General features: G+C 69.5%; 27 protein-coding genes and 1 pseudogene. 14 read left to right on the top strand and 14 right to left on the bottom strand.

Features of this window, described 5'->3' with window-relative positions; translation table 11 throughout:
- Positions 1–40: 40 nt before the first annotated feature.
- Entirely contained in the window at positions 41–703 is a 663-nt protein-coding gene (gene thiE, locus ASD38_RS10325) for a thiamine phosphate synthase (RefSeq protein ID WP_156390658.1), read from the bottom strand.
- Between the two features lie 268 nt (positions 704–971).
- Here thiE and ASD38_RS10320 point away from each other — a divergent pair, with 268 nt between their 5' ends.
- Both ASD38_RS10320 and bfr read left to right on the top strand, forming a co-directional pair.
- A complete protein-coding gene (locus tag ASD38_RS10320; RefSeq protein WP_056440858.1) occupies positions 972–1,157 on the top strand; it encodes a (2Fe-2S)-binding protein in 186 nt (61 codons plus the stop codon).
- Between the two features lie 231 nt (positions 1,158–1,388).
- Positions 1,389–1,868: a bacterioferritin gene (gene bfr, locus ASD38_RS10315; protein ID WP_056459848.1), complete on the top strand. Its 480-nt coding sequence runs from the start codon at positions 1,389–1,391 to the stop codon at positions 1,866–1,868.
- Between the two features lie 156 nt (positions 1,869–2,024).
- Here the strand turns inward: bfr and ASD38_RS10310 are convergent, their stop codons facing one another.
- Positions 2,025–2,522, bottom strand: a complete 498-nt coding sequence (locus tag ASD38_RS10310) for a GNAT family N-acetyltransferase (RefSeq protein WP_056459843.1) — start codon at positions 2,520–2,522, stop codon at positions 2,025–2,027.
- An 82-nt stretch (positions 2,523–2,604) separates the two neighbouring features.
- Between ASD38_RS10310 and ASD38_RS10305 the strand changes: the two genes are divergently transcribed.
- The 3 genes and pseudogenes from ASD38_RS10305 to ASD38_RS24585 all read left to right on the top strand — a co-directional run.
- A complete protein-coding gene (locus ASD38_RS10305; protein WP_056440869.1) occupies positions 2,605–3,195 on the top strand; it encodes a tryptophan-rich sensory protein in 591 nt (196 codons plus the stop codon).
- A gap of 101 nt (positions 3,196–3,296) precedes the next feature.
- Positions 3,297–3,947: a DUF2799 domain-containing protein gene (locus tag ASD38_RS10300; protein ID WP_056459840.1), complete on the top strand. Its 651-nt coding sequence runs from the start codon at positions 3,297–3,299 to the stop codon at positions 3,945–3,947.
- A gap of 6 nt (positions 3,948–3,953) precedes the next feature.
- Positions 3,954–4,019, top strand: a pseudogene (locus tag ASD38_RS24585) (hypothetical protein); the annotation flags it as partial.
- Positions 4,020–4,098: 79 nt separating this feature from the next.
- Here ASD38_RS24585 and ASD38_RS10295 read toward each other — a convergent pair.
- From ASD38_RS10295 to ASD38_RS10280, 4 genes are all read right to left on the bottom strand, one after another.
- A complete protein-coding gene (locus tag ASD38_RS10295) occupies positions 4,099–4,557 on the bottom strand; it encodes a DoxX family protein (protein ID WP_056461339.1) in 459 nt (152 codons plus the stop codon).
- A gap of 8 nt (positions 4,558–4,565) precedes the next feature.
- Positions 4,566–5,348, bottom strand: coding sequence for an HvfC/BufC N-terminal domain-containing protein (locus tag ASD38_RS10290; protein ID WP_056459836.1), 783 nt, complete (start codon positions 5,346–5,348; stop codon positions 4,566–4,568).
- Positions 5,341–6,171, bottom strand: a complete 831-nt coding sequence (bufB, locus tag ASD38_RS10285) for an MNIO family bufferin maturase (RefSeq protein WP_056459833.1) — start codon at positions 6,169–6,171, stop codon at positions 5,341–5,343. Before bufB ends, ASD38_RS10290 begins: the two co-directional genes overlap by 8 nt.
- A 148-nt stretch (positions 6,172–6,319) precedes the next feature.
- Positions 6,320–6,604, bottom strand: a complete 285-nt coding sequence (locus ASD38_RS10280; protein WP_056440877.1) for a BufA1 family periplasmic bufferin-type metallophore — start codon at positions 6,602–6,604, stop codon at positions 6,320–6,322.
- Between the two features lie 219 nt (positions 6,605–6,823).
- Between ASD38_RS10280 and ASD38_RS10275 the strand changes: the two genes are divergently transcribed.
- Entirely contained in the window at positions 6,824–7,366 is a 543-nt protein-coding gene (locus ASD38_RS10275; RefSeq protein WP_056440878.1) for a sigma-70 family RNA polymerase sigma factor, read from the top strand.
- On the top strand, positions 7,353–7,994 hold the full coding sequence (locus ASD38_RS10270) for an NrsF family protein (RefSeq protein ID WP_056461336.1): 642 nt from the start codon (positions 7,353–7,355) through the stop codon (positions 7,992–7,994). Before ASD38_RS10275 ends, ASD38_RS10270 begins: the two co-directional genes overlap by 14 nt.
- A gap of 161 nt (positions 7,995–8,155) precedes the next feature.
- Here ASD38_RS10270 and efp read toward each other — a convergent pair whose 3' ends face one another.
- Entirely contained in the window at positions 8,156–8,725 is a 570-nt protein-coding gene (efp, locus tag ASD38_RS10265; protein ID WP_082554725.1) for an elongation factor P, read from the bottom strand.
- A gap of 108 nt (positions 8,726–8,833) precedes the next feature.
- On the opposite strand from efp, the gene epmA reads away from it, so the two are divergent.
- Positions 8,834–9,883: an EF-P lysine aminoacylase EpmA gene (epmA, locus tag ASD38_RS10260; RefSeq protein ID WP_056440881.1), complete on the top strand. Its 1,050-nt coding sequence runs from the start codon at positions 8,834–8,836 to the stop codon at positions 9,881–9,883.
- Positions 9,884–10,010: 127 nt separating this feature from the next.
- Here epmA and ASD38_RS10255 read toward each other — a convergent pair whose 3' ends face one another.
- Complete coding sequence (locus tag ASD38_RS10255) at positions 10,011–10,859, bottom strand: class I SAM-dependent methyltransferase (RefSeq protein ID WP_056459831.1); 849 nt, start codon at positions 10,857–10,859, stop codon at positions 10,011–10,013.
- Positions 10,860–10,929: 70 nt separating this feature from the next.
- On the opposite strand from ASD38_RS10255, the gene ASD38_RS10250 reads away from it, so the two are divergent.
- The 3 genes from ASD38_RS10250 (at position 10,930) to ASD38_RS10240 (ending at position 14,610) form a co-directional block, all read left to right on the top strand.
- Complete coding sequence (locus tag ASD38_RS10250; protein WP_200941424.1) at positions 10,930–11,352, top strand: helix-turn-helix domain-containing protein; 423 nt, start codon at positions 10,930–10,932, stop codon at positions 11,350–11,352.
- A 47-nt stretch (positions 11,353–11,399) separates the two neighbouring features.
- Positions 11,400–12,446 carry a lysine-2,3-aminomutase-like protein gene (locus tag ASD38_RS10245; RefSeq protein ID WP_056459829.1) on the top strand — a complete coding sequence of 349 codons (1,047 nt, stop codon included), beginning with the start codon at positions 11,400–11,402 and terminating at the stop codon, positions 12,444–12,446.
- An 88-nt stretch (positions 12,447–12,534) separates the two neighbouring features.
- Positions 12,535–14,610, top strand: coding sequence for a glycoside hydrolase family 65 protein (locus tag ASD38_RS10240; RefSeq protein WP_200946014.1), 2,076 nt, complete (start codon positions 12,535–12,537; stop codon positions 14,608–14,610).
- Positions 14,611–14,758: 148 nt separating this feature from the next.
- Here the strand turns inward: ASD38_RS10240 and ASD38_RS10235 are convergent, their stop codons facing one another.
- The 5 genes from ASD38_RS10235 to gap all read right to left on the bottom strand — a co-directional run bounded on the left by ASD38_RS10235 (position 14,759) and on the right by gap (position 19,179).
- The gene (locus ASD38_RS10235) at positions 14,759–15,154 is read right to left on the bottom strand and encodes a host attachment family protein (RefSeq protein ID WP_056459824.1); all 396 of its coding nucleotides are present in this window, start codon (positions 15,152–15,154) and stop codon (positions 14,759–14,761) included.
- 158 nt (positions 15,155–15,312) lie between these two features.
- A complete protein-coding gene (fba, locus tag ASD38_RS10230; protein ID WP_056459820.1) occupies positions 15,313–16,404 on the bottom strand; it encodes a class II fructose-bisphosphate aldolase in 1,092 nt (363 codons plus the stop codon).
- A gap of 208 nt (positions 16,405–16,612) precedes the next feature.
- Positions 16,613–17,803 (bottom strand): phosphoglycerate kinase, encoded by a 1,191-nt coding sequence (locus tag ASD38_RS10225; protein WP_056440900.1) that lies wholly within the window; start codon positions 17,801–17,803, stop codon positions 16,613–16,615.
- Between the two features lie 33 nt (positions 17,804–17,836).
- On the bottom strand, positions 17,837–18,172 hold the full coding sequence (locus ASD38_RS10220; RefSeq protein ID WP_056440902.1) for a hypothetical protein: 336 nt from the start codon (positions 18,170–18,172) through the stop codon (positions 17,837–17,839).
- Positions 18,172–19,179 (bottom strand): type I glyceraldehyde-3-phosphate dehydrogenase, encoded by a 1,008-nt coding sequence (gene gap / locus ASD38_RS10215; protein ID WP_056459817.1) that lies wholly within the window; start codon positions 19,177–19,179, stop codon positions 18,172–18,174. Before gap ends, ASD38_RS10220 begins: the two co-directional genes overlap by 1 nt.
- Before the next feature lie 226 nt (positions 19,180–19,405).
- On the opposite strand from gap, the gene ASD38_RS10210 reads away from it, so the two are divergent.
- Both ASD38_RS10210 and ASD38_RS10205 read left to right on the top strand, forming a co-directional pair.
- A complete protein-coding gene (locus ASD38_RS10210; RefSeq protein ID WP_056459814.1) occupies positions 19,406–19,837 on the top strand; it encodes a hypothetical protein in 432 nt (143 codons plus the stop codon).
- Between the two features lie 3 nt (positions 19,838–19,840).
- Complete coding sequence (locus ASD38_RS10205) at positions 19,841–20,167, top strand: cell division protein ZapA (RefSeq protein WP_056459810.1); 327 nt, start codon at positions 19,841–19,843, stop codon at positions 20,165–20,167.
- 161 nt (positions 20,168–20,328) lie between these two features.
- On the opposite strand, the gene ASD38_RS10200 is transcribed toward ASD38_RS10205, so the two are convergent.
- On the bottom strand, positions 20,329–21,465 hold the full coding sequence (locus ASD38_RS10200) for an aminotransferase-like domain-containing protein (protein ID WP_056459807.1): 1,137 nt from the start codon (positions 21,463–21,465) through the stop codon (positions 20,329–20,331).
- Between the two features lie 85 nt (positions 21,466–21,550).
- Here ASD38_RS10200 and ASD38_RS10195 point away from each other — a divergent pair, with 85 nt between their 5' ends.
- Positions 21,551–21,991 (top strand): MarR family winged helix-turn-helix transcriptional regulator, encoded by a 441-nt coding sequence (locus ASD38_RS10195; RefSeq protein WP_056459806.1) that lies wholly within the window; start codon positions 21,551–21,553, stop codon positions 21,989–21,991.
- The last annotated feature ends 188 nt before the right edge of the window (positions 21,992–22,179 follow it).

The raw sequence follows: 22,179 nt of genomic DNA, 5'->3' as shown, positions 1-22,179 counted from the left end.
TACGCCCGACAAGCTTGACCGGCAAGCTCCGCGAACGGCGTTATGCGCCCCGCGCCGCCAAGCGGGCCGCAAGGCCCTCGGCGATGGCGGCGTTGATCGCCGCGACGCCGGCGGCCGGCCCCTGGGGGTGCTTCCAGACCCCGGCCGAGACGGCCAGGAAGTCGGCCCCCGCCGCGGCCAGGCCGGCGGCGTTGTCGGCGGTGATCCCGCCGATGGCGACGGAAGGCACTTCCATCGTCTCCTGCCAGATCGACAGGATCTCCGGATCGGCGGTGGTCGGAGCGTCCTTGGTGGTGGTCGGGAAGAAGGCCCCGAAGGCCACGTAGTCGGCTCCGGCCTCGGCGGCCTCCATGGCCAGGTGGCGGCTGTCGTGGCAGGTGACGCCGATCATGGCGTTCGGCCCCATGATCTTGCGGGCCTCCTTGTAGGGCGTGTCGCCCTGGCCGACATGGACCCCGTCGCAGCCCAGCCGGGCGGCCAGGTCGGGACGGTCGTTGAGGATCACCGCCACGCCGCGCGACCGGGCGATGGGGCTGAGCACCTGGACGGCGGCGGCGATCACGTCGTCCGGGGTGTCCTTCAGGCGGATCTGCAGGGCGGCCACGTCGCCGCCGTCGAGGGCCGCGGCCAGGTCGTGGCCGAAGGCGGCTAGGTCGTCCAGGGCCGGCGGGGTGATCAGGTAGAGGCGGCAGTCGGTCATCAGGCGGGATTACGCCGATTTGGACGGCGGACAAAGGTCCTCCCCCCGTGGGGGAGGCGGCCGAAGGCCGGTGGGGGGAGTTTTGGGGGCGTCGATCGGGGGGATGAGGCCATCTGCCGATCACTCCCCCCTCCGTCGGCTGCGCCGACACCTCCCCCACAGGGGGAGGTGCTTAGAACCTAGGACCCATTTGTCGCACTGCGAGTCAGTTGCAAAAGGCGCGCGCCTCCGCTACATGAGAATGACAATCATTCGATGGGGCGCGTCTCCCTTGTACGTCTGCAACTGTAACGGCATTCGCGAGCGGGAAGTCCGCGCCGCCATCGACGCCGGGGCCACCCGCCCGGCCGACGTGTTCCGTCACAAGGGCTGCCAGGCCCAGTGCGCCAAGTGCGTCTGCGAGATGCGCCAGATGATCCAGGACAACCGCGAAGCCCTGGCCTTCGCCGCCGAATAGGCCTCAAACGCGCTAAAATCCGCGCCCGCGCGCCTGCTTCACGCTTTTCCGTGAGGCTGAGAAACACTTGCAGACATAGCGGTTGATGCAACCTGGCCGATGGCTCAGGGTCCCCTCTGCCTGAGTCCAAAGGACTCAGGCAGCCCTTTTACGTGGGCACGCGATGGTCGCCGAAACCGGCGTCCACTTTCGGCTATCGCGCGCCGTTATTCGAATCTGAGGAGGCCCGCCATGCAAGGCGATCCCGGCATCATCCGGCTCTTGAACGCGGTGCTCACCAACGAGCTGACGGCGGTGAACCAGTACTTCCTGCACGCGCGGATGTACGACAACTGGGGCTTCAAGCGCCTGGGCAAGATCACCTACGACGAGTCGATCGGCGAGATGAAACACGCCGACAAGCTGATCAACCGCATCCTGTTCCTGGAGGGGCTGCCCAACCTGCAAGACCTGCACAAGCTGAAGATCGGCGAGACCGTGCCCGAATGCCTGGCCAGCGACCTCTCGGTCGAGGTCGGCGGCCGCGAGACGCTGATCCCGGGCATCATCCAGTGCGAACAGGTCCGCGACTATGTCAGCCGCGAACTGCTGCGCGAGATCCTCAGCGACACCGAGGAGCATATCGACTTCCTCGAGATGCAACTGGGCCTGGTCAAGGCGCTGGGCGAGCAGAACTACCTGCAGAGCGCCGTGGGCGAACTGCCGGCTTAGGTCGCGGCGGACGGACGCCCCCTCCGTCGGGCTTCGCCCGCCACCTCCCCCGTTGCTCGGGGGAGGAAATGGTGAGGGCGTAATCCTCCTCACCCGCATCGCGGGGGAGGTGGCGCGATGCGAATACGCATCGTGACGGAGGGGGCGTCCGTCCCCTCACAAATCCCGCGTCATGAACACCCGCGCGTCCTCATCCAGCCCTCGGGCCAGGTGCGTCTCCCGGATCGCGGCCATCCCCGGCGTCAGCTCCGCCAGGTCCACGAACCCCAGCCGCCGGTAGTACGGCGCGTTCCACGGCACGTCGCGGAAGGTCGACAGCGACAGGCCGTCCAGCCCCGCCGTCCGCGCCCATTCGGCCGCCGCGTCCAGCAGCGCCGCGCCGATCCGCCGGCCGGCGAAGGCGGGCAGCACGTCGAGCTGTTCGACATAGGCCCGGGTCTCGACCCGCCGGAACATCACGAACCCCACGAGCGCCTCGTCCTCCACCGCCACGACCAGGCCGCCGGCGGCGATCCGCGGGGCCAGGATCGACGCCGGCGTGGGCTCGTCGGCGGCCAGGGCGTCCATCAACCCGACGAAACGCTGGGCCGAGGCGCGCTCGAGGGCGCGGATCGTCTCGATCTCTTCGGGCCGGGCGGGGCGGAAAACGAGCATGGGAACCCTCAAACCGTTTCGCCGCCTTGGAACCAAGGCCCAGCTAGGCGGGTTACAAGCATGTTTAGCGAGGAGTTCCGCCATGCACATCCCGAACGGCCGATCCCACGGGAGGCGGACTCACGCCGGTCGCGAGTCGTTCGAGATTGACGTCAAGGCCGACACCCCTAGCACCGCCGGCGCTCAACTGCTCCTGGGCCTGGCCCTGGCCGGCGGCGCGATCCTGGCCTCGACCCTGCTGGGCCGCCGCCACGAGAAGATGATCGACGACGAGGAATACGCGGTCGGCTACGCCGAGATGCACGAGCCGGTCGCCCATCAGCCCAAGGCCCTGACCAGCCTGATCCTGCCGCCGCTGTTCATCGCCATGACCCTTTCGGGACTGCGGATCTGGAACGCGCCGTCCAGCCCCACGCGCACCCGGGCTCTCACCCTCTGGAGCCTGGTCCAGGGCTTCAACGCCCTCTGGTTGGCCCTCGGCGCCAAGCGCGTCGGGGGACAACTTGGCGCGGCGACCGCGTCGCTGGCGGCCTCGGCCGCCTATGCCCTGCAGGCCCGCAAGCTGGTGGCCCCGGCCTCGGGCTTTTCCAGCCCCTATCTCGGCTGGCTGGGCTTCGCCAACGCCCTGACCGAGGAGCTGTGGAAGCGTCCGCGCCGCGTGACGGTTCATTGAGTACGGGCCACTAGGAAACCATCGTTCAGCGGCCGTTCAGACGGCCAAGCTTTAGCTCCCCCCAAGTCACGCTTTAGGGCCATGCCTTGGGGAGCTTACACATGCGTCGTCTTTGGGTTCGGAAACTGGGGGTTCTGGGACTGGTCGTTACGGTCGGCGCGCTGGCCGGCTGCGCCACCATGAGCAAGGAGGCCTGCCTGCAGGGCGACTGGGCCGGGGTGGGCTTCAAGGACGGCGAGGCGGGGCGTCCGCAAAGCCGTCTGGACGACCACGCCAAGGCCTGCGCCAAGGCCGGGGTGGTTCCCGACGCCGCGCCCTATTTCCAGGCCCGCGACCAGGGGCTGAAGCTGTATTGCACCCAGGACCGCGGCTTCAGCGAAGGGCGCGACGGCAACGCCTATGCCGGGGTTTGCCCGCAGGGACCCGAGCGCGGCTTCCTGGTCGGCTATGCCGACGGCCAGCTGGTGAACGCGGCCGTGTCGCGCCTGAGCCAGGCGGAATCGGACCGCCAGAGCGCCGACCACCGCGCCGAGAAGCGCGACCGCGAGGCGCGGGGCGTCGAGGACGAACTGAAGAATCCCCAGCTGAACGACGAGCAGAAGCACGAACTGCGCGACCGGCTGAACCGCCTGCGCAGCGAGCGCCGCCAGGCGGTCGAGGACGGCCGCCGGGCCGACTGGGCCGCCCGCGACGCCGAGCGCGAGGTGGACGAGCTGCGGCGCCGGTTCGGGCCGCGGTACGGCGGGTGGTGACGCGACGGGACGCCCCCTCCGTCACGATGCGTATTCGCATCGCGCCACCTCCCCCGCCTTGCGGGTGAGGAGGATGCGGCGTCTTTCTCCTCCCCCGTGCAACGGGGGAGGTGGCGGGCGAAGCCCGACGGAGGGGGCGTCTTGGGAGGCCTCAGCGAATCCCCAGCGCCCGATCCAAACTCCACTTCCCGCCGCCCTTGGCCACCAGGAACAGCAGGATCGCGGCCCAGGACAGGTGGGTGCTCCAGGCGTCGGGATAGACGAACACCTCGATCACCAGGGTCATGCCCAGGAAGGCCAGGGCCGAGAGCCGGGTGAACAGGCCCAGCACCAGCAGGATCGAGAACAGGTGCTCGCTGTAGGTCGCCAGGTGGGCGGCGACGTCCGAAGGGATCAGCGGCAGGGCGTATTCGTCGGCGAACAGCGAATAGGTTCCGTCGGTGATGTGCAGGATACCGTCGACCTTGGTGCGTCCCGACAGGAAGAACACCGAGGCGACGCCCAGGCGCGCGACCAGGGTCAGGACCCCGTCGGGCAGGGCGCGGTGGGCCAGGACGGCCAGGGCGTCGAACGGACGGCTCCAGGGACGCGAGGGGGCGGGGGCGAGCATCTGGTCGGTCACGCGAGGTCTCCAAGGTCGAGGCCGCTGAACGCACCGTCGGCGATCAAGGCGGCGAAGAGGGTTGCGAGGTCGGCGGCGGGGTTCGCCCGGGCCGCGGCGGTGATCGCCTCGCCCAGGCTCGCCCCGTCGCGGGCGGCGGTCAGGAAGGCGAAGCCGGCGGCGTCGAGCAGGCGGCCATGCACCATGTCGTCGGGCCGGGCGATCAGGACGCCCTGCGGGTCGTCGGTCAGCGCCATCTCGCCGGGCTCGGGTTCGCGGGCCGCCAGCCACAGGCCGGGCAGGCCGCTGTCGAACCAGGCGAAGGCCAGGCTGGGATGCAGGCGCGGGCGGGCGGCGGCCAGGGCGTCGGGCGCCAGGGCGAAGGCTTCGGCGGCCAGCGGCTGGGCCTCCGGCGCGAACAGGGCGGTGGTCCACATCCGATCCAGCCGGGCCATGGCCGGCAGGTAGGGCAGGTCGTCGGCCGGCGGAAAGCGGTCCAGCCAGTCCGGGAAGGCCTCGCCATAGGCATGCAGGGCGGCGTGGGTCGGCGGATGCTCGCGGGCGAACAGGGCGGCGGCGGCGCGGAACCAGTCGTCGCCGACCAGGCTGGCCACGGTCGGGAAGTTGGCCGCCAGGGCGTCGACGCAGCCCTTGGCGATCGTGTTGCGATAGACGGCCAGGCCGGCGGGCTCGGCCTCGCCGTCGCCCTCGCCGTTTGGCAGCCAGGCGGCGATCGGCGCGGATGCTCGCTCGGCGAGGGCGGCGGCGAAAGCGTCCTGGAAACGGCCCAGCTCAGACATGGGCCGGCTCCCGCTTCGCCAGCATCCCATGCGCCCGGTTCCGCTCAGCCATCAGCACGTCGAAGGCCGGGATGTCGTCGTCGCGCTCGATCAGGGTCGGACGGGGGCCGATCCGGTCGACCAGGCGGCGGTACAGGGTCCAGACGGGCTCGGCGACCGGGGCGCCGTGAGTGTCGATCAGCAAGCTTGAGCCGCCCTCATCGGCGCCGTGGCCGGCCAGGTGGATCTCGCCGATGACCTCGGCGGGCAGGGCGTCCAGATAGGTCTCGGCGGCGTAGCCCAGGTTGCTGGCGCTGACGAACACGTTGTTGACGTCGACCAGCAGGCCGCAGCCGGTGCGGCGGGTCAGGTCGATCAGGAAATCGGTCTCGTCCAGCGCGTGACCGGTCAGCGGCAGGTACAGCGACGGGTTCTCGACCAGGATCGTCCGTCCAAGGACGTCCTGGGTGCGGCCGATGTTGCCGGCGATCCGGTCGAGGGCCGCGCGGGTGCGGGGAAAGGGCAGGAGGTCGGGCTGGTGGACGCCGCGATGGGTGCTCCAGGCCAGGTGCTCGGAGACCACGAACGGCTCGAACCGATCGGCCAGGGCCTTCAGGGCGGAGAGGTGGGCGGGGTCCGGATCGGCGTCGGCGGCCAGGGACAGGCCCACCCCGTGCAGCGACAGCGGATGCCTGTCGCGGACGGCCTGCAGCCAGCGCAGGCGCGGCCCGCCGGCGGCCATGTAGTTCTCGGGATGGACCTCGAACCACAGGCCCGCGTCCTCGGCCGCGAGGGCTTCGGCGTAGTGCTGCGGTTTGAGGCCGAGGCCGGCGGTGGGGGACATGGGACGTTCTTCAAATCAACAAGAGCCTGTCATCCCGGACGAAGCGAAGCGCAGATCCGGGACCGCCGGAAACGCATGCGCTCTGGGTCGGTCCCGGATCTTCGCGCTTCGCGCTCGTCCGGGATGACAGCGTTGGGGCGGGCGTGGCCTACATCGAGGTCTTCGGGGTCAGCGAGCCCGTGCCGTTCGGGGTCTTGATGCTGGTGCAGGTGCCCTTGGCGACCTTCTTCCAGGCGTCGCCCTGATAGTCGGCCTTCGAGGTGCCCGCGCACGAGGTGCCGGCCCCGGCCTTGCAGTCGTTGTGGCCGGCCTTGGCGATGCCGTAGCACTTTTCCATTTCCATCTTGGCCGGCTTGGCGTCGTCGCGGGCCATGGCGGCGCCGGCGCTCAGGGCGAACACGGCGGCGAGGGCGAGAGCGGGGGTGCGGTTCATGGAGGCGTTTCCTTCGTCTGGTGCGACCGAGCCCGGCGCCGTTCGTCGGCCCGTCCTGCGCGGTCAAAGGGGAGTTACGGACGGGCGCCGCGAAAGGTTACACCGGTATCCGAACAAAAAAGCGGCGCGCCGAAAAACGCCGGACAGCGCCAGACCCGGTTCCCGCTTTCCGCGACGCGGTGTAACCATCAGGCCGTCTCGCGCGAACAAGGGGGAGGCGTGACGGAAACCGAGGCCGCCCTGAAGGCGCTGATGCTGTTGAGCCTGGACGGCGACGCCCCGGCCTATCGGCTGTTGCTGTCTCAACTCGGCGGCCGGCTCCGCGTCTATTTCGAGCGTCGCATGCGCGACGCTTCCGGCGATGTGGAGGATCTGGTGCAAGAGACCCTGATGGCGGTGCATACGCGGCGCGCGACCTACGATCGCGCCCAGCCGTTCACCCCTTGGGCCTTCGCCCTGGCGCGCTACAAGCTGATCGACCACTGGCGGCGGCGGAAGGTGCGGGTGACCCTGCCGATCGACGACTATGTCGAGGTCCTGGCCGCCTACGCGCCGGAACCCGGCTCGGCCATGGACCTGGACAAGGCCCTGGAGACCCTGCCCGAGCGCCAGCGCAACCTGGTGCGCGACGTCAAGATCGAGGGTCTCAGCCTGGCCGAGGCCGGCGATCGGGCCGGCGTCAGCGAGGGCGCGGCCAAGGTCGCCCTGCACCGCGCGCTGAAGAGTCTCGGAGAAAGGATGCGTGGCCGTGCGGACGGATGATCTGATCGATCAGCTGGCGGTGCGACCGCGCGCCATCCCGGCCGGGGCGGTGCAGCGTCGGTTCGTCGGCGTGGCCGTGGCCGGAGGCCTGGCGGCCTTGGTGATGGTGCTGGCCTGGCTGGGCACGCGTGAGGACCTGGCCCAGGCCATGACCGGCCGGATGTTCTGGATGAAGGCGATCTACACCGCCCTGCTGGGCGTGGCGGGCTTCTGGGCCCTGGAGCGCCTGGCGCGGCCGGACGGCGCGCCGCGCAAGGCGTTGCTGTTCGGGGCTCTGGTGCTGGCGCTGTTCGTCGGCATGGGCTTCGGCCAATGGCTGGCCGCCGATTGGGGGCATCGCCGGTCGATGATGATGGGCGGATCCTGGAAGGTCTGCTTCCGCTACATCCTGACCCTGGCCCTGCCGGGGCTGGCGGCGACGCTGGTGGTGCTGCGCGGCATGGCCCCGACCCGCCCGGCCCTGACCGGCTTCGCGGCCGGCGCCTTCGCCGGCGGCGTGGCGGCCACGGTCTACGGCCTGCACTGCGGCGAGAGCACGATGGTGTTCGTGGGCACCTGGTACACCCTGGGCGTGCTGGGAACCGGGGCGCTGGGGGCGTTGGTGGGTCGGTGGGCGCTGCGGTGGTGAGCGCCCTTCACGTCTGAAAACGCAAAAAAGCCTGTCATCCCGGACGAAGCGCGAAGCGCGAAGATCCGGGACCGGGCCGAAGCGCTGAGCTCTGGCGTCGGTCCCGGCTCTCCGCTGCGCCGCGGCCGGGATGACAGGCTTTTGGAAGCTCTAGGCGAAGCCTAGTCCTTCGCGCGTTCCTGGTACGAACCATCCTCGGTCAGGATGATCACCCGGGTGCCCGAGGCGATGTACGGCGGCACCATGGTGCGCACGCCGTTGCTGAGGATGGCCGGCTTGTACGACGAGCTGGCGGTCTGGCCCTTCACCGAGGGTTCGGTCTCGACGATCTCGAGGGTCACGGTGCGCGGCAGTTCCAGGGCGATCGGCACGTCGTTGTGCGTCGACAGGACGACGGTCATGTTTTCCTGCAGATAGGCGCCCAGGTCGCCGATCACGTCCTCGGAGGCGACCAGCTGGTCGAAGGTTTCCGGGTTCATGAAGTGGTAGCCCTCGCCGTCCTGGTACAGGAAGGTGTGGTCGCGCTGGTCGACGAAGGCGCGCTCGACCTGCTCGGTCGTGCGGTAGCGTTCCGACACCTTCACGCCGTCCGAGATGCGGCGCATGTTCAGCTGGGTGACCGGCGTGCCCTTGCCGGGGTGGATGTTTTCGGCGTTGAGGACAACGTAGAGCTTGCCGTCCATATCGACGACGGAACCCTTCCTCAGCGAGCTGGCGGCGACTTTGGTCACGTAGTGCGTCCTTGGATCTCGCGGCGGCCTTGGCCGCGAATTGCGTTAGATATCGCCCTCCTATAGCGATCCTCGCCAAGTTCGCCACCCCCCGACCTGGGACGCCCCGTGCCGACAGCTTCTCCTTCGCCCTGGTGGCGGCCTGAAAACCACGCCGACCGGCGGCCGTTCCTGCTGGCCCGCAACAGGATCAAGGCCGCGTTCCGGGCCTGGTTCGAGGCCGCGGGGTTCCTGGAGGTCGAGACCGCGGCCCTGCAGGTCTCGCCCGGCAACGAGGCCCATCTGCACGCCTTCGAGACCCAGGCCCTGACGCTTTCGGGGGAAAGCGCGCCGCTCTACCTGCACACCTCGCCGGAGTTCTCGTGCAAGAAGCTGCTGGCGGCGGGCGAGCGGCGGATCTTCGATTTCGGCAAGGTCTGGCGCAACCGCGAGCGCGGGGCGCTGCACCATCCGGAGTTCACCATGCTGGAATGGTACCGGGTCGACGCGCCGTACCAGACCCTGATGGACGACTGCGCGGCGTTGCTGGCGCTTTCGGCGGAAACGGTGGGAACCCTCCAATTCCGCTTTCGCGGTCATGACTGCGATCCTTTCGCCGCCCCCGAGCGGGTGACGGTGGCGGAGGCGTTCGCGCGGCACGCGGGCGTCGATCTGCTGGCCTCGATCGACGGGACGGGGGCGACGGATCGCGACGTCCTGGCGGCCTCGGCCAAGGCCGCCGGCATACGGGTGGCCGACGACGACACCTGGGCCGACGTGTTCAGCCGGGTGATCGTCGAGAAGGTCGAGCCGAACCTGGGGATCGGCCGCGCCACGATCCTCTGCGAATACCCGACCGCCGAGGCGGCCCTGGCGCGGCCCAAGCCCGGCGACCCGCGCGTGGCCGAGCGGTTCGAGCTCTATGCCTGCGGGGTCGAGCTGGCCAACGCCTTCGGCGAGCTGACCGACGCCGGCGAACAGCGCCGCCGCTTCGAGGCCGAGATGGACGAGAAGGCCCGGGTCTATGGCGAGCGCTACCCGTTGGACGAGGATTTCCTGGCCGCCCTGGCGATCATGCCGAACGCTTCGGGCTCGGCCCTGGGCTTCGACCGCCTGGTGATGCTGGCGGCGGGGGCGTCGCGGGTGGACCAGGTGCTGTGGACGCCGGTGGCGGGGTAGGGATCAATATTTGGCGTTTCGGCCGTTCAATCCCTCTCGAAGCCATTCCCCCTTTATCCCGTCATTCCCGCCACAAGGGCGGGAATGACGGATAGATTTTTGGGTGCGCCTGAATGTCGACAAACCCCTACCCCCGCGCCCGCACCAGCCAGCAGGCCGCGGTGAACCGCGCCACGCCGTCGGCCAGAAAGGGCGCGAAGCCCCGCCGCACGGCCTCGATCACCGCGGCGCGACGACCGGCCTCCAGGCTCGGCAGCATCAGACCCACGGGCCCCATGCGCGTCGCGTAGGTTTCCAGGTCGTCCGCCGGCACGGCGCAGGCGACGTCCAGCGGCTGGAGGTCCGCGTCCCGCCATCCCGCCGCCGACAGGATCCCGCCCACCCGATCCGGATCGGCGAAGGCGAACTGGCCCGGGGCGTCGGGCGCGCGCTTGGGCAGCTCGGGCAGCAGCGGGCCGGCCGCCCGCTCCGCCGCGGCCATGAACGGGTTCTCGTCGGTCCCGCGCCAGACGATGCAGGCCAGGCCCGCTTCGGGACGCGCGGCCCGCCGCAGATTGGCGAAGGCGGCGACCGGATCGTCGAAGAACATCACCCCGAACCGCGAAATGACCGCGTCGAAGCTCGCGGGCTGGAAGGCGTGCTGCTGGGCGTCGGCGACCACGAAATCGGCGTTGTCGACCGCCTGTTCGGCCGCCCGCCGCCGCGCCAGGTCGATCAGCGGCGCGGACAGGTCAAGGCCGGTGGAGCGGCCTTGCCCCTTCAGGCTCCGCGCCACGGCGAAGGTGGTGGCGCCCGCGCCGCACCCCACGTCGAGCACCGCGCGCGCCCCGTGTTCCCGGATCGCGTCGACCAGCGGCTGTTCGAACGGTTCGAACAGGCGGTCGAGCATGGCGTTCTGCTCGACCCAGTTGCGGCCGGCCCCGCCGTTCCAGAGCTCGGTCTGGGCCTTGTTGGCCTCGGTTTGCGGCTGCGTCACGCGCGGTCCTCCTTGCTTTCCAAGCGGGCTATGGACGAGGCTACGACCTCAAGTCGACTTGAGGTCAATCGTGAAACTTCTCGACATCGCGCAGGTGGCTCGAGGAACGGGCATGGCGGCCTCCCGGTTGCGGTTCTACGAGGAAAAGGGCCTGATCGTCTCGATCGGCCGGCGGGGGCTGAAGCGGCTGTTCGAGGCCGGCGTGATCGAGCGCCTGTCGCTGATCGCCCTGGCCCAGACGGCGGGGTTTTCGCTGGACGAGATCGCCGGCATGTTCGACGTGGCGGGCAAGCCGCGCCTGGACCGCGCGCGGCTCTCGGCCAAGGCCGACGACCTGGACCAGACGATCCGCCGCCTCTCCGCCCTGCGCGACGGCCTGCGCCACGCCGCGGCCTGTCCCGCGCCCAGCCACATGGCGTGCCCGACCTTCCGGCGGCTGCTGAAGGGCGCGGTCAAGGCGCGGCCCCGGGCGTTCGTCGACGACCTCGGCTAAGCCGCCGCATTGCTCCGGGCCGCCTAATCCGCCATATCCCGCGCCTCATGACCGCCGCCCGCACCCTCCGCAGCGCCGCCGCCCTGGCCGAAGCCGGCCTGATCGCTCCCGAGCGGCTGCCGGCGCTTGAGGCCGTGGCGGCGCGCTACGCCGTGGCGATCACCCCGGACATGGCCTCGCTGATCGACCCGGCCAACGAGAGCGACCCGATCGCCCGCCAGTTCCTGCCCGACGAGGCCGAGCTGCTGGAAAGCCCCGGCGAGGTCGCCGACCCGATCGGCGACGAGGCCCACAGCCCGGTCGAGGGGATCGTCCACCGCTATCCCGACCGCGTGCTGCTGAAACCCACCCACACCTGCGCGGTCTATTGCCGGTTCTGCTTCCGCCGCGAGGTGATCGGGCCCGAGGGCCTGGCCAACCTGTCGCCCGAGAAGCTGGACGCCGCCTTCGCCTATATCGCCGCCCACCCGGAGATCTGGGAGGTGATCGTCACCGGCGGCGACCCGCTGGTGCTGTCGCCGCGCCGCCTGCGCGACCTGGGCGAGCGGCTGGCCAGGATCGACCATGTGAAGGTCGTGCGCTTCCACACCCGCGTGCCGGTGGTCGATCCGGCGGCGATCACCGAGGACATGGTCCAGGCCCTGAAGGCCGGCGGCAAGACGGTCTATGTGGCCCTGCACGCCAACCACCCGCGCGAACTGACCGACGCGGCCCGCGCCGCCGTCGCCCGGATCATCGACGCCGGCATCCCGATGCTGAGCCAGACCGTGCTGCTCAAGGGCGTCAACGACGATCCCGAGACCCTGGGCGCCCTGATGCGCGGCTTCGTCGAGAACCGCGTGCGGCCCTACTACCTGCACCACGGCGACCACGCGCCGGGCACGGCCCATCTGCGCACCACGGTGGAGGAAGGCCGCGCCCTGATGCGCGCCATCCGCGGCCGGTTCTCGGGCCTGTGCCAGCCGACCTATGTGCTCGACATCCCCGACGGCCACGGCAAGGTGCCGATCGGGCCGGACTATCTGGCGGTCGACGGTCAGGTCGAGGATCCGAACGGCGGGGCGCACGCCTATCCGCCGGTCACGCCGATCTGACCCGAACGGATTTTCCGAACCTTCCGGCCGGCGAGGTATTTGGGACACGCCGACCCATGAAACGGGGTCGGTGTCGTCGGAGTCCGCCGTGTCTCGTCCCATCAATCCGCCATCCGTGTCCGGCGCGGGCGGCCGTGAACTGCCCGCCTATGTCAGCAACGGCCTGATCGGCCTGCGCGTGCGCTGCCAGCCGCTGCGGGCCGGCATGACCATCGTCGGCGGCTACGCCGGCGAGGACCCCGAACGGCGGATCGAGGGCGCGACGCCCGCGCCCTATCCCCTGGCCGGCGACATCGCCGTCGACGGGGCCTGGCTGTCCGACCTGCCGCACCAGGTCGGCGACCTGGAGCAGGCCTACGACTTCGCCACGGGCGAGCTGACCAGCCGGTTCGTCTTCCAGGCCGGCGCCCGCCTCCTGACCTGCACGGTGCTGACCTTCGCCAGCCGAGAGGACCCGACCCTGGTCTGCCAGGAGACCACGCTCGAGGTCGACGGCGCCTGCGACCTGCAGGTGCGCGCGGGCGTCGAGACCACCGGCGTCCTGGGCCGGGCTCTGCGGTTCCTGCGCGACACGCCGGGCGAAGGAAAGGCCGACGTCGATGGCACCCTGCTGTGGGAGTCGGCCGGCGGGCTCGGTCGTCTGGGCCTGGCCTATGTCACCGAGATCTCCGGCGGCGCGGCGGCGGGCGTCGAGCCCGTGCGTCCGGCCCTGGACGGCCAGGGGCTGATCACCACCTACGCCTTCCGCGGCGGAGCGCGCGCCACCTATCGCCTGCGGCAGATCACCAGCCTGGTGCCCAGCGCCATGCACGGCCGTCCGGACGAGCACGCGGGGCGGATGGCCGCCAAGGCGCGGCACGACGGCTTCGACGCGATCCGCGCCGAGAACCGCGCGGCCTGGGACGAGCTGTGGAAGGGGCGGGTGCGGCTGGTAGGCGCCGACGACCGCTGGCAGGCCCTGGCCGACGCGGCGTTCTTCTATCTCAACACCTCGGCCCACGCCTCGTCGTGCGCCTCGACCTCGATCTTCGGTTTGGCCACCTGGCACGACTATCACTACTATTACGGCCACGTGATGTGGGACATCGAGGCCTTCGCGGCGCCCGTCCTGACCCTGCTCCAGCCCCAGGCGGCCCACGCTCTGCTGGACTATCGCTTCCGCAATCTGCGGTCCGCGCGGACCAACGCCCAGCTGATGGGCCGCGAAGGCGCGCAGTTTCCCTGGGAGAGCTCGCCGTCGGCGGGGGAAGAGGCCGCGCCCTTGCCGGGCACGGCGTGCTGGCACGAGGACCACGTCTCGCTGGACGTGGCGCGGGCCTTCGCCCTGTTCGCCGACGCGACCGGCGAAGGCGAGTTTCGGCGCGAGAAGGCCTGGCCGGTCCTGTCCGCGGTCGCCGACTGGATCGTCTCGCGCGCCCACCGGACCGCCGAGGGCTACGAAATCCGCGCCTCCATGGGCATCGCCGAACGGGAGCAGCCGGTCGACAACGCCGCCTTCACCAACATGGCCGCCGTGGTGGTGTTGAACGACGCCGTCCGGATCGGCGAGCGCCTGGGCCGGTCGATCGATCCGCGCTGGCGGGCCGTCGCCGACGGCATGGTCCTGCCGCGCCGCGATCGGGTGGTCGTCTCGCACGACGGCTATCGCAAGACCGAGGAGAAGGGCGGCACGCCCGATCCGCTGATGGGAGTGTGGCCGTTCGGCTACCGACTGGATCCCGAGGACGAGCAGGCGACCCTGGGGTTCTATCTCGACCAGGCCGACGCCTATGTCGGCAGCCCGATGCTGTCGGCCCTGTACGGCGCCTGGGCGGCGCGGACGGGCGACCGCGCCCTGGCGCTGAAGCTGCTGGACGAGGGCTACGCCAAGTTCCAGAGCGGCCGCTTCGCCCAGATCCTCGAATACCGCCCCGACCGGTTTCCGGAACAGCCGCGGGCCGGTCCGTTCTTCGCCAACATGGGCGGCTTCCTGTCGAGCCTGGTTCTGGGCTTTCCGCGCCTGGAGCCCGGCGAGGGCGAGCCGGAAACCTGGTCCAAGGCGCCGGTGGTCCTGCCGACCGGCTGGGAGGCGATCCAGATCGACCGGCTCTGGGTGCGCGGCCGGCCCATGCGGCTGGAGGCCCGGCACGGCGAGCCGGCGCGCCTGACGCCGGCGGAGGACTAGGATCTGTCGGCAGTCATGCCGCTGGGGTCCAACCATCCCTCTCCACCGTCATTCCCGCCACAAGGGCGGGAATGACGACCTATTGAACTGAAAAAGGCCTCCCGGGTCGCCCTGGGAGGCCTCTTCACATGTCGCGAAAGCGGACCGGTCAGGCGTTGGCGATGGCCGTGGCGATCGCGTCGGTCGGCTGGCCGGTCAAGTCCTTGGCGAGTTCGCCGACCAGCTTGGCCTGCAGCGCCTTGTGCCAATGCTTGCGCAACTCGCCGAGCGTCTTCGGCGCGGCGACGACGAACAGGGTCTCGAACTGATTGGTCAGGGCCTGCTGGTTCAGCAGGGCCGCGACGCCGGTGGCGTACCCGTCCTCGGCCTGGGTGCTGTCGTCGGGATTGGACGCGCTGGACGGATGGCCGCCCGAGCCGCCGCCGCCGTTGATGTCCGGCGTGGGCAGGGAGGTCAGTTCGGGGGCGTGGTCGCCGGTGTTCTTGAACAGCACCAGCTTCTCGCCGTCGACGACGGCCACCAGGGCGCCTTTGGGAAGTATCATCGTGCGTGTCCTTGAACCAATGGGGCCTGTTAACGGCCCGCGAGGACGGGAGTTGCCCCGGGCGTCGCCCGCGGGCGAATGATCTGACGAACCACGCATGAAAAAGGCCTCCCGGGTCTCCCCGGAAGGCCTCTTCGCATCCACGAAAGCCGGAAACCTTACTCGGCCGCGGCCTTCTTCGCCGTCGCGCCGAACTTGGCGTTCAGTTCGCCGGCGCTGTAGCGCTTGGCCATGGTCGCGGTCGACAGGACCTTGATCTTGTCGGCGTGGCCGGCCGAGCCGAACTGCACGAAGCGCTCCTGGCAGACCTTGCGCATGGCCTCCTTGGCGGGCTTGAGATAGGCGCGCGGGTCGAACTCGTGCGGCTTCTCGGTCAGGATCTTGCGGATCGCGCCGGTGATGGCCAGGCGGTTGTCGGTGTCGACATTGACCTTGCGAACGCCGTGCTTGATGCCGCGCTGGATCTCCTCGACCGGCACGCCCCAGGTCTGGGGAATGGCGCCGCCGTACTGGTTGATGATGTCCTGCAGGTCCTGCGGAACGCTGGAGCTGCCGTGCATCACCAGGTGGGTGTTGGGCAGGCGCTGGTGGATCTCCTCGATCACGTTCATGGCCAGGACGTCGCCGTCCGGCTTGCGCGTGAACTTGTAGGCTCCGTGGCTGGTGCCCATGGCGATGGCCAGGGCGTCGACGCCGGTCCGCTCGACGAACTCGACCGCCTGGTCGGGATCGGTCAGCAGCTCGTCGTGGCTGAGCTTGCCCTCGAAGCCGTGGCCGTCCTCGGCCTCGCCCATGCCGCTCTCGAGCGACCCGAGCACGCCCAGTTCGCCTTCGACGGAGACGCCGCAGGCGTGGGCCATCTCGACCACCTTGCGGGTGACCTCGACGTTGTATTCGTAGGTGGCGGGGGTCTTGGCGTCCTCCATCAGCGAGCCGTCCATCATCACCGAGGTGAAGCCGTACTGGATCGCCGTGGCGCAGGTCGCCGGGCCGTTGCCGTGGTCCTGGTGCATGCACACCGGGATGTTGGGATAGATCTCGGCCAGGGCGTCGATCATCCGGGCCAGCATGATGTCGTTGGCGTAGCTGCGCGCGCCGCGCGAGGCCTGGATGATGACCGGGGAGTTGACGGCTTCCGCCGCCTCCATGATCGCCAGGCCCTGCTCCATGTTGTTGATGTTGAAGGCCGGCAGCGCGTAGTCATGCTCCGCCGCATGATCCAGCAACTGTCTTAGCGTGATCCTCGCCACGTGGTGTTCTCCTGCAAGCGTGAGTGATTTGGGTCGTTTCTTGTTTTTGGGGCCCGACGCTGATGCGTTCTTTGCCCTGGTCGTGCGTGAAATCCTCGTCCTTCGACAAGCTCAGGATGAGGATTTCAAGTTGGCGTCGCGTTCAATTCAGCCCTCATCCTGAGCTTGTCGAAGGACGAGGGCGAGCCATGAACGCGGGTATCTCCTCCTAGGCTTCCAAGGCTGAGACACCCGGAAGCGTCTTGCCCTCCATCCATTCAAGAAACGCGCCGCCGGCGGTCGAGACGAAGGTGAAATCGCCCGATACGCCCGCGTGGTTCAGGGCGGCCACGGTATCACCGCCGCCGGCCACGGCGACGATCTTACCCGATTTAGCGAGTTTCGCGGCGTGTTTTGCCGCCGAAACCGTCGCTTCGTCGAACGGAGGCACCTCGAAAACGCCCAAAGGACCGTTCCAGATCAGGGTATTGCTCGAATCCATGGCTTCGATCAGCCGCTGGGCGCTCTTGGGGCCGGCGTCCAGGATCAGGTCGTCGGGCTGGACGTCGGCCAGCTCGCGGGTCTCGGCGTCGACGCCGGGCGCGACCTTCTTGGCCACGACCACATCGATCGGCAGCAGCAGTTCGCAGCCCGACTTCTGCGCCGTGGCGATGATCTGGCGGGCGGTGTCGGCCAGGTCCTTCTCGCAGAGCGAGCCGCCGATGTCGTGGCCCTGGGCGAACAGGAACGTGTTGGCCATGCCGCCGCCGATCGCCAGGCGGTCCAGCTTGGCGACCAGGTTGTTGAGCAGGTCCAGCTTGGTCGAGACCTTGGAGCCGCCGACGATGCCCAGCACGGGCTTTTTGGGGTTGCCGAGCGCGGCGTCGAGGGCGTCGAGCTCGCGCTGCATGGCCAGGCCCGGATAGGAGGGCAGGATGCGGGCCAGGGCTTCGGTCGAGGCGTGGGCGCGGTGGGCGGCGCTGAAGGCGTCGTTGACATAGAGGTCGCCGTTGGCGGCCAGCTGGGCGGCGAAGTCGGGGTCGTTCTTTTCCTCGCCGGCGTGGAAGCGGACGTTCTCAAGCAGGGCGACGCCGCCGTTCTCCATGGCGTTGACCACCTCGGCGGCCGCCGGGCCGACGCAGTCGCTGGCGAAGGCCACCTCTTGCTCCAGCAGCTTGCCCAGCGGCTCGGCGACGAAGGCCAGGCTCATCTCGGGCACGACCTTGCCCTTGGGGCGGTCGAAGTGGGCCAGCAGGATGACCTTGGCGCCCTTGGTCGACAGGTAGTGGATGGTCGGCAGGGCCGCGCGCAGGCGGGTGTCGTCGGTGATCGCTCCGCCGTCGACGGGCACGTTGAAGTCCACCCGGACCAGGGCGCGCTTGCCGGCGAGATCGGCGGTGTCGAGGGTGCGGAAGGGCATGGGTTTTCTCAGTGGTTAGAGGAGGCCCGGTGCTCAAAGCACGCGGTAGAGTTCGGCGGTAGGATTGGTCTGCGGCCGCGCGAACAAGCCCGGCAAGAACATCGCGCCAGTGATCACGCCGGCCACGACGAAGTGCGCCAGGCGCGCCTTCCCCCGGTGGACAAGCCCGATCCAGATCAGGGCGGCCAACCAGAGAGCGGAGAAAGCGATGAGCAGGAGAAGGTCGATGCCCGAAGGCGTGAGCCAGGGCCCCTTCAGCAAGGGCAGAACGAACGGGAGTGCGATCAAGGTTGGGCCGCCGACAAAGGCGCCCAACCAGATCAGGCCGGTCGCGGCCCAGAGCAGGATTTGCTTGGGCCGCGCCGTCATCAGAGGAACTTCGCCATCACCAGGGCCGTGTCGGCCATGCGGGTCGCGAAGCCCCATTCGTTGTCGTACCAGCTGAGCACGCGGACCAGCTTGCCCTCGATGACCTGGGTCTGGGGCAGGGCGGCCGTCGAGCTGGCGGCGATGTGGTTCAGGTCCGACGAGACCAACGGCTCGGTGGTGGTGAACAGCACGCCGTTCATGTCGCCGTCGGCGGCGGCCTTCAGGGCGGCGTTGACCTCGTCGACCGTGGTGTCGCGCGAGGGCACGACCTTCAGGTCGATGACCGAGACGTTCGGGGTCGGGACGCGGATGGACGAGCCGTCCAGCTTGCCCTTCAGGGCCGGCAGCACCAGACCCAGGGCCTTGGCGGCGCCGGTCGAGGTCGGGATCATGCTCAGGGCCGCGGCGCGGGCGCGGTAGAGGTCCTTGTGCATGGTGTCCAGCGTCGGCTGGTCGCCGGTGTAGCTGTGGATCGTGGTCATGTAGCCACGCTCGATGCCGACCAGGTCCTGCAGAACCTTGGCCACCGGGGCCAGGGCGTTGGTGGTGCACGAACCGTTGGAGACGACGATGTCGTCGGCGGTCAGGACGTCGTGGTTGACCTTGTAGACGATGGTCTTGTCGGCGCCGTCGGCCGGGGCCGAGACCAGCACGCGCTTGGCGCCGGCCTTCAGGTGCAGGGCGGCCTTGTCGCGGGCGGTGAAGATGCCGGTGCACTCGAACGCGATGTCGACGTTCAGGTCCTTGTGCGGCAGCTCCTCGGGATTGCGGATCGCCGTGACCTTGATCTTGCCCAGGCCGACGTCGATCCAGTCCTCGCCCGAGGTGACGACGCCGGGGAAGCGGCCATGGACGCTGTCGTAGCGCAGCAGGTGGGCGTTGGTCTCGACGGGGCCCAGGTCGTTGATGGCGACGACCTCGATGTCGCGGCGCGCGTGCTCGGCGATGGAACGCAGGACGAGACGTCCGATCCGGCCGAAGCCGTTGATGGCGACGCGAATGGCCATGAGGTCTTTCTCCTAACGAGCGTCCGGTCCAGGCGACCGACGTTACCTTGATTTTGCAGCGCGTTTTGCGGTGCGGGGCGGGGAAGTCAACCCCAAGAAACCTCCGCGAGCGCTCACATTGGATGAGCTATTGTTATCCGCGCCGTTTCATCGCCCAATTGTCGCCATGGCGGGTGGCGAAGCGGACGGCAGTCTATATGTTGCGCCGCATGATTGGACGATGCCGATGACCCCGGGCGAAGGGAACGCTCTCGAGCTGGCCGCGCGACGCCTTGAGCGCGCCGTCAGCCAGCTGGAACAGAAGATCACGGCCGAGCGCACCGCGCGTCTGGCCGCGTTCTCGGCCGCCGCTTCCGCGGCGTCGTCGGGCGCCGCGTCTGGCGATCCCGGCCTGTTCGATGTCGAGGCCGAGTCCAAGGCCGCGCGCCTGGTCGCCGACCTCGAGGCCGCGCGGGCCCGCGAGAAGGCTCTCGAGGAGGCCGGCGAGCAGGCTTCCGAGGCCCTGGGCCGCGCCATCGCCGAGATCCGCGCCGCCCTGGGCGACGAAAGCCTGATCACCGAAGGCGTGCACGACGAAGAGGAAGACCTCGGCGACGAGGGGCCCGAAGCCGGCGACCTGTTCGACTTAGATGACGGCGTGACGGAAAGGGAGGCCTGATCCATGGCCCAACTGACCATCCAGGTGAACGGCCGGCCCTACACCGTCGGCTGCGAGGACGGGCAGGAAGCCCACCTGCTGGAAATCGCCCGCCTGTTCGACCGCCAGGTCCGCCAGGTCAGCCAGGACGTCGGCCAGCTGGGCGAGACGCGGCTGTTCCTGATGGGCGCCCTGCTGCTGGCCGACGAGCTGTCGGACCTGAAGCTGCGCCTGGCCCACGCCCAGTCCGAACTGGCCCGCCTGCAGACCGAACAGACCCGCGTCGAGATCCGGGCGATCAAGGCCCTGGACGGGGCCTCCGAGAGGATCGAGGCGCTGGTTCAGGGGTAGGCGGGCGTTCGCTTCCGCTCTCAAATGTTGTCATCCCGGAAGCGCGTAGCGCTGTCCGGGACCCAGGTGACTGGGCAAAAGCGGTGCGGCCGCCCCTGGGTCCCGGCTCTACGCTTCGCTTCGGCCGGGATGACAACCGTTGAGAATGCAAGGGCCGCGTATTAGCCGACCGCCATCTCCCGCAACACCTCCGCGATCACCGCCAGCCCCCGCTCGGCCGCCTCGGGCTCGGCCAGGCTGAAGTTCAGGCGGATCGTCGAACTGGCCCCGCCCTCGGCCAGGAAGTGGCTTCCGGGCGTGAACAGCACGCCGCGCTCGACGCAGCGCTTCAGCAGCGCCTCGACGTCGATCCCGTCCTCCAGGGTCAGCCAGAAGAACAGCCCGCCCGGCGGCAGCGACCACGACGCCCTGTTGCCCAGATGCCGCGTCAGGGCGTCGGCGAAGGCGTCGCGCTTGTTGCGATAGAGGGCGGTGACCTGGTCCATCCGCTCGGCCCGCCCCGGATCGTTCAGATATTGCAGCACCATCCACTGGCTCAGTCGGTTGGTGTGCAGGTCGGCCGCCTGCTTCAGCTGGACCAGCAGCGGGAACAGGTCGGGCGAGGCGGTCAGGTAGCCCAGGCGCAGGCCCGGGGCGACGGTCTTGGAGAACGAGCCCTGATAGATCCACGAGCCGCCCGTCATGCCGGCGCAGACCGGCGTGCGGTCGCAGGGCTCATAGACCAGGTCGCGATAGGGATCGTCCTCGAACAGGATAACGTCGTTGGCCTGGCAGGCCCGGGCCATGGCCTGGCGCTCGGCGGCGGTCCAGCAGTGGCCGGACGGGTTCTGGAAGGTGGGGATGACGTAAGCCATCGCGGGCGGCGCCTCGGCCCAGCCGGCCCCGGGGGCGCTTCTGTCGATGATCTCGAACCGGGCGCCGTAGAAGCGGAACACCTGCAGGGCGGCCAGATAGGCCGGCGACTCCACGGCCAGGGCGGTTCCGGCGTCGACCACCAGCTTGGCGGCCAGGTCGATGCCCTGCTGCGAGCCGGACAGGATCAGGATGCGGTCGGCGTCGGTGTCGAGGCCCAGGGCGGCCAGGTCCTCGGCGACCTTGGCGCGCAGGGCCGGCTCGCCCTCGGTGGGGCCGTACTGCAGCAGGTCGCGCGGCGGCGGGGGCAGGTCCAGCCCCGCGAAGGTCTCGGGCGAGGGCAGGCCGCCGGCGAACGAGATCATGCCCGGGCGCTGCGACACGTTGAGCATGTCGCGCACCGGCGAGGGCTTGATGTCCGCACTCCGCATCGACAGGCGCGCCATCGCCGTCCCTCCCAACCGTGTCCAAAATAGCGTCAAGATGCTTGACCTATCGACACCATGAGGCGGCAACGCCTATTGTGTCAATATGGTTGACCTGGATAATCCTGCCCTGACGGGCTATCTCCACCCCGAGATCGAGCAATTCTATTTCGCCTATCGCGGCTTTACCGACCGTGCTGACCGAATTCTGGACAGGCGTGGCCTGGGCCGGGTGCATCACCGCATCCTGTATTTCATCGGCCGCCGGCCGGACGTCTCGGTGCGCGGCCTGCTCGACCTGCTGGCCGTCAGCAAGCAGGCCCTGAACGCGCCCCTGCGCCAGCTGATGGAGATGGGCCTGGTCGGCGCCGAGGCCGGCGCTCAGGACCGCCGGGTCAAGAATCTGCGCCTGACACCCCAGGGCCGGAAGCTGGAAGCCGAACTCACCGAAGCCCAGACGCGGCATTTGCGGGCGGCGTTCGACCGGGCGGGGGCGGAGGCGCAGCGGGGGTGGAGCGCGGTGATGGGGGAACTGGTGAAGGGTTAGCGGCCCACCCACTTGCCCCCACCTGGCGGCTTCGCCGCCTGTCCGCCCCCATAGGGGGCGGAGGACGCGCACCGCGCTGGCGGCGGCACCTCTTCCCCCTGTGGGGGAAGACGACCGCGAAGCGGTCCGTAGGGGGCAAGTGCGACAACACCCCACTGGTATTGCGGGCCCCGAACGCCTATCTTCTC

Source organism: Caulobacter sp. Root487D2Y (genome assembly GCF_001427165.1).
In the GTDB taxonomy this organism is placed as follows: Bacteria; Pseudomonadota; Alphaproteobacteria; order Caulobacterales; family Caulobacteraceae; genus Caulobacter.
The sequence above is the reverse complement of the archived record's forward strand: the minus strand, read 5'-3'. Positions and strand labels throughout refer to the sequence as shown.

Excerpts from the sequence above, each read along its gene's own strand:
- ASD38_RS10205 (WP_056459810.1), top strand. The coding sequence starts at position 19,841 with ATGGCCCAACTGACCATCCAGGTGAACGGCCGGCCCTACACCGTCGGC.
- ASD38_RS10300 (WP_056459840.1), top strand. The coding sequence starts at position 3,297 with ATGCGTCGTCTTTGGGTTCGGAAACTGGGGGTTCTGGGACTGGTCGTT.
- ASD38_RS10195 (WP_056459806.1), top strand. The coding sequence starts at position 21,551 with ATGGTTGACCTGGATAATCCTGCCCTGACGGGCTATCTCCACCCCGAG.
- ASD38_RS10210 (WP_056459814.1), top strand. The coding sequence starts at position 19,406 with ATGACCCCGGGCGAAGGGAACGCTCTCGAGCTGGCCGCGCGACGCCTT.
- ASD38_RS10280 (WP_056440877.1), bottom strand. The coding sequence starts at position 6,604 with ATGAACCGCACCCCCGCTCTCGCCCTCGCCGCCGTGTTCGCCCTGAGC.
- ASD38_RS10220 (WP_056440902.1), bottom strand. The coding sequence starts at position 18,172 with ATGACGGCGCGGCCCAAGCAAATCCTGCTCTGGGCCGCGACCGGCCTG.
- bufB (WP_056459833.1), bottom strand. The coding sequence starts at position 6,171 with ATGTCCCCCACCGCCGGCCTCGGCCTCAAACCGCAGCACTACGCCGAA.
- ASD38_RS10310 (WP_056459843.1), bottom strand. The coding sequence starts at position 2,522 with ATGCTCGTTTTCCGCCCCGCCCGGCCCGAAGAGATCGAGACGATCCGC.
- ASD38_RS10305 (WP_056440869.1), top strand. The coding sequence starts at position 2,605 with ATGCACATCCCGAACGGCCGATCCCACGGGAGGCGGACTCACGCCGGT.
- gap (WP_056459817.1), bottom strand. The coding sequence starts at position 19,179 with ATGGCCATTCGCGTCGCCATCAACGGCTTCGGCCGGATCGGACGTCTC.
- ASD38_RS10225 (WP_056440900.1), bottom strand. The coding sequence starts at position 17,803 with ATGCCCTTCCGCACCCTCGACACCGCCGATCTCGCCGGCAAGCGCGCC.
- ASD38_RS10200 (WP_056459807.1), bottom strand. The coding sequence starts at position 21,465 with ATGGCGCGCCTGTCGATGCGGAGTGCGGACATCAAGCCCTCGCCGGTG.
- ASD38_RS10290 (WP_056459836.1), bottom strand. The coding sequence starts at position 5,348 with ATGTCTGAGCTGGGCCGTTTCCAGGACGCTTTCGCCGCCGCCCTCGCC.
- bfr (WP_056459848.1), top strand. The coding sequence starts at position 1,389 with ATGCAAGGCGATCCCGGCATCATCCGGCTCTTGAACGCGGTGCTCACC.
- ASD38_RS10295 (WP_056461339.1), bottom strand. The coding sequence starts at position 4,557 with ATGCTCGCCCCCGCCCCCTCGCGTCCCTGGAGCCGTCCGTTCGACGCC.
- ASD38_RS10245 (WP_056459829.1), top strand. The coding sequence starts at position 11,400 with ATGACCGCCGCCCGCACCCTCCGCAGCGCCGCCGCCCTGGCCGAAGCC.
- ASD38_RS10235 (WP_056459824.1), bottom strand. The coding sequence starts at position 15,154 with ATGATACTTCCCAAAGGCGCCCTGGTGGCCGTCGTCGACGGCGAGAAG.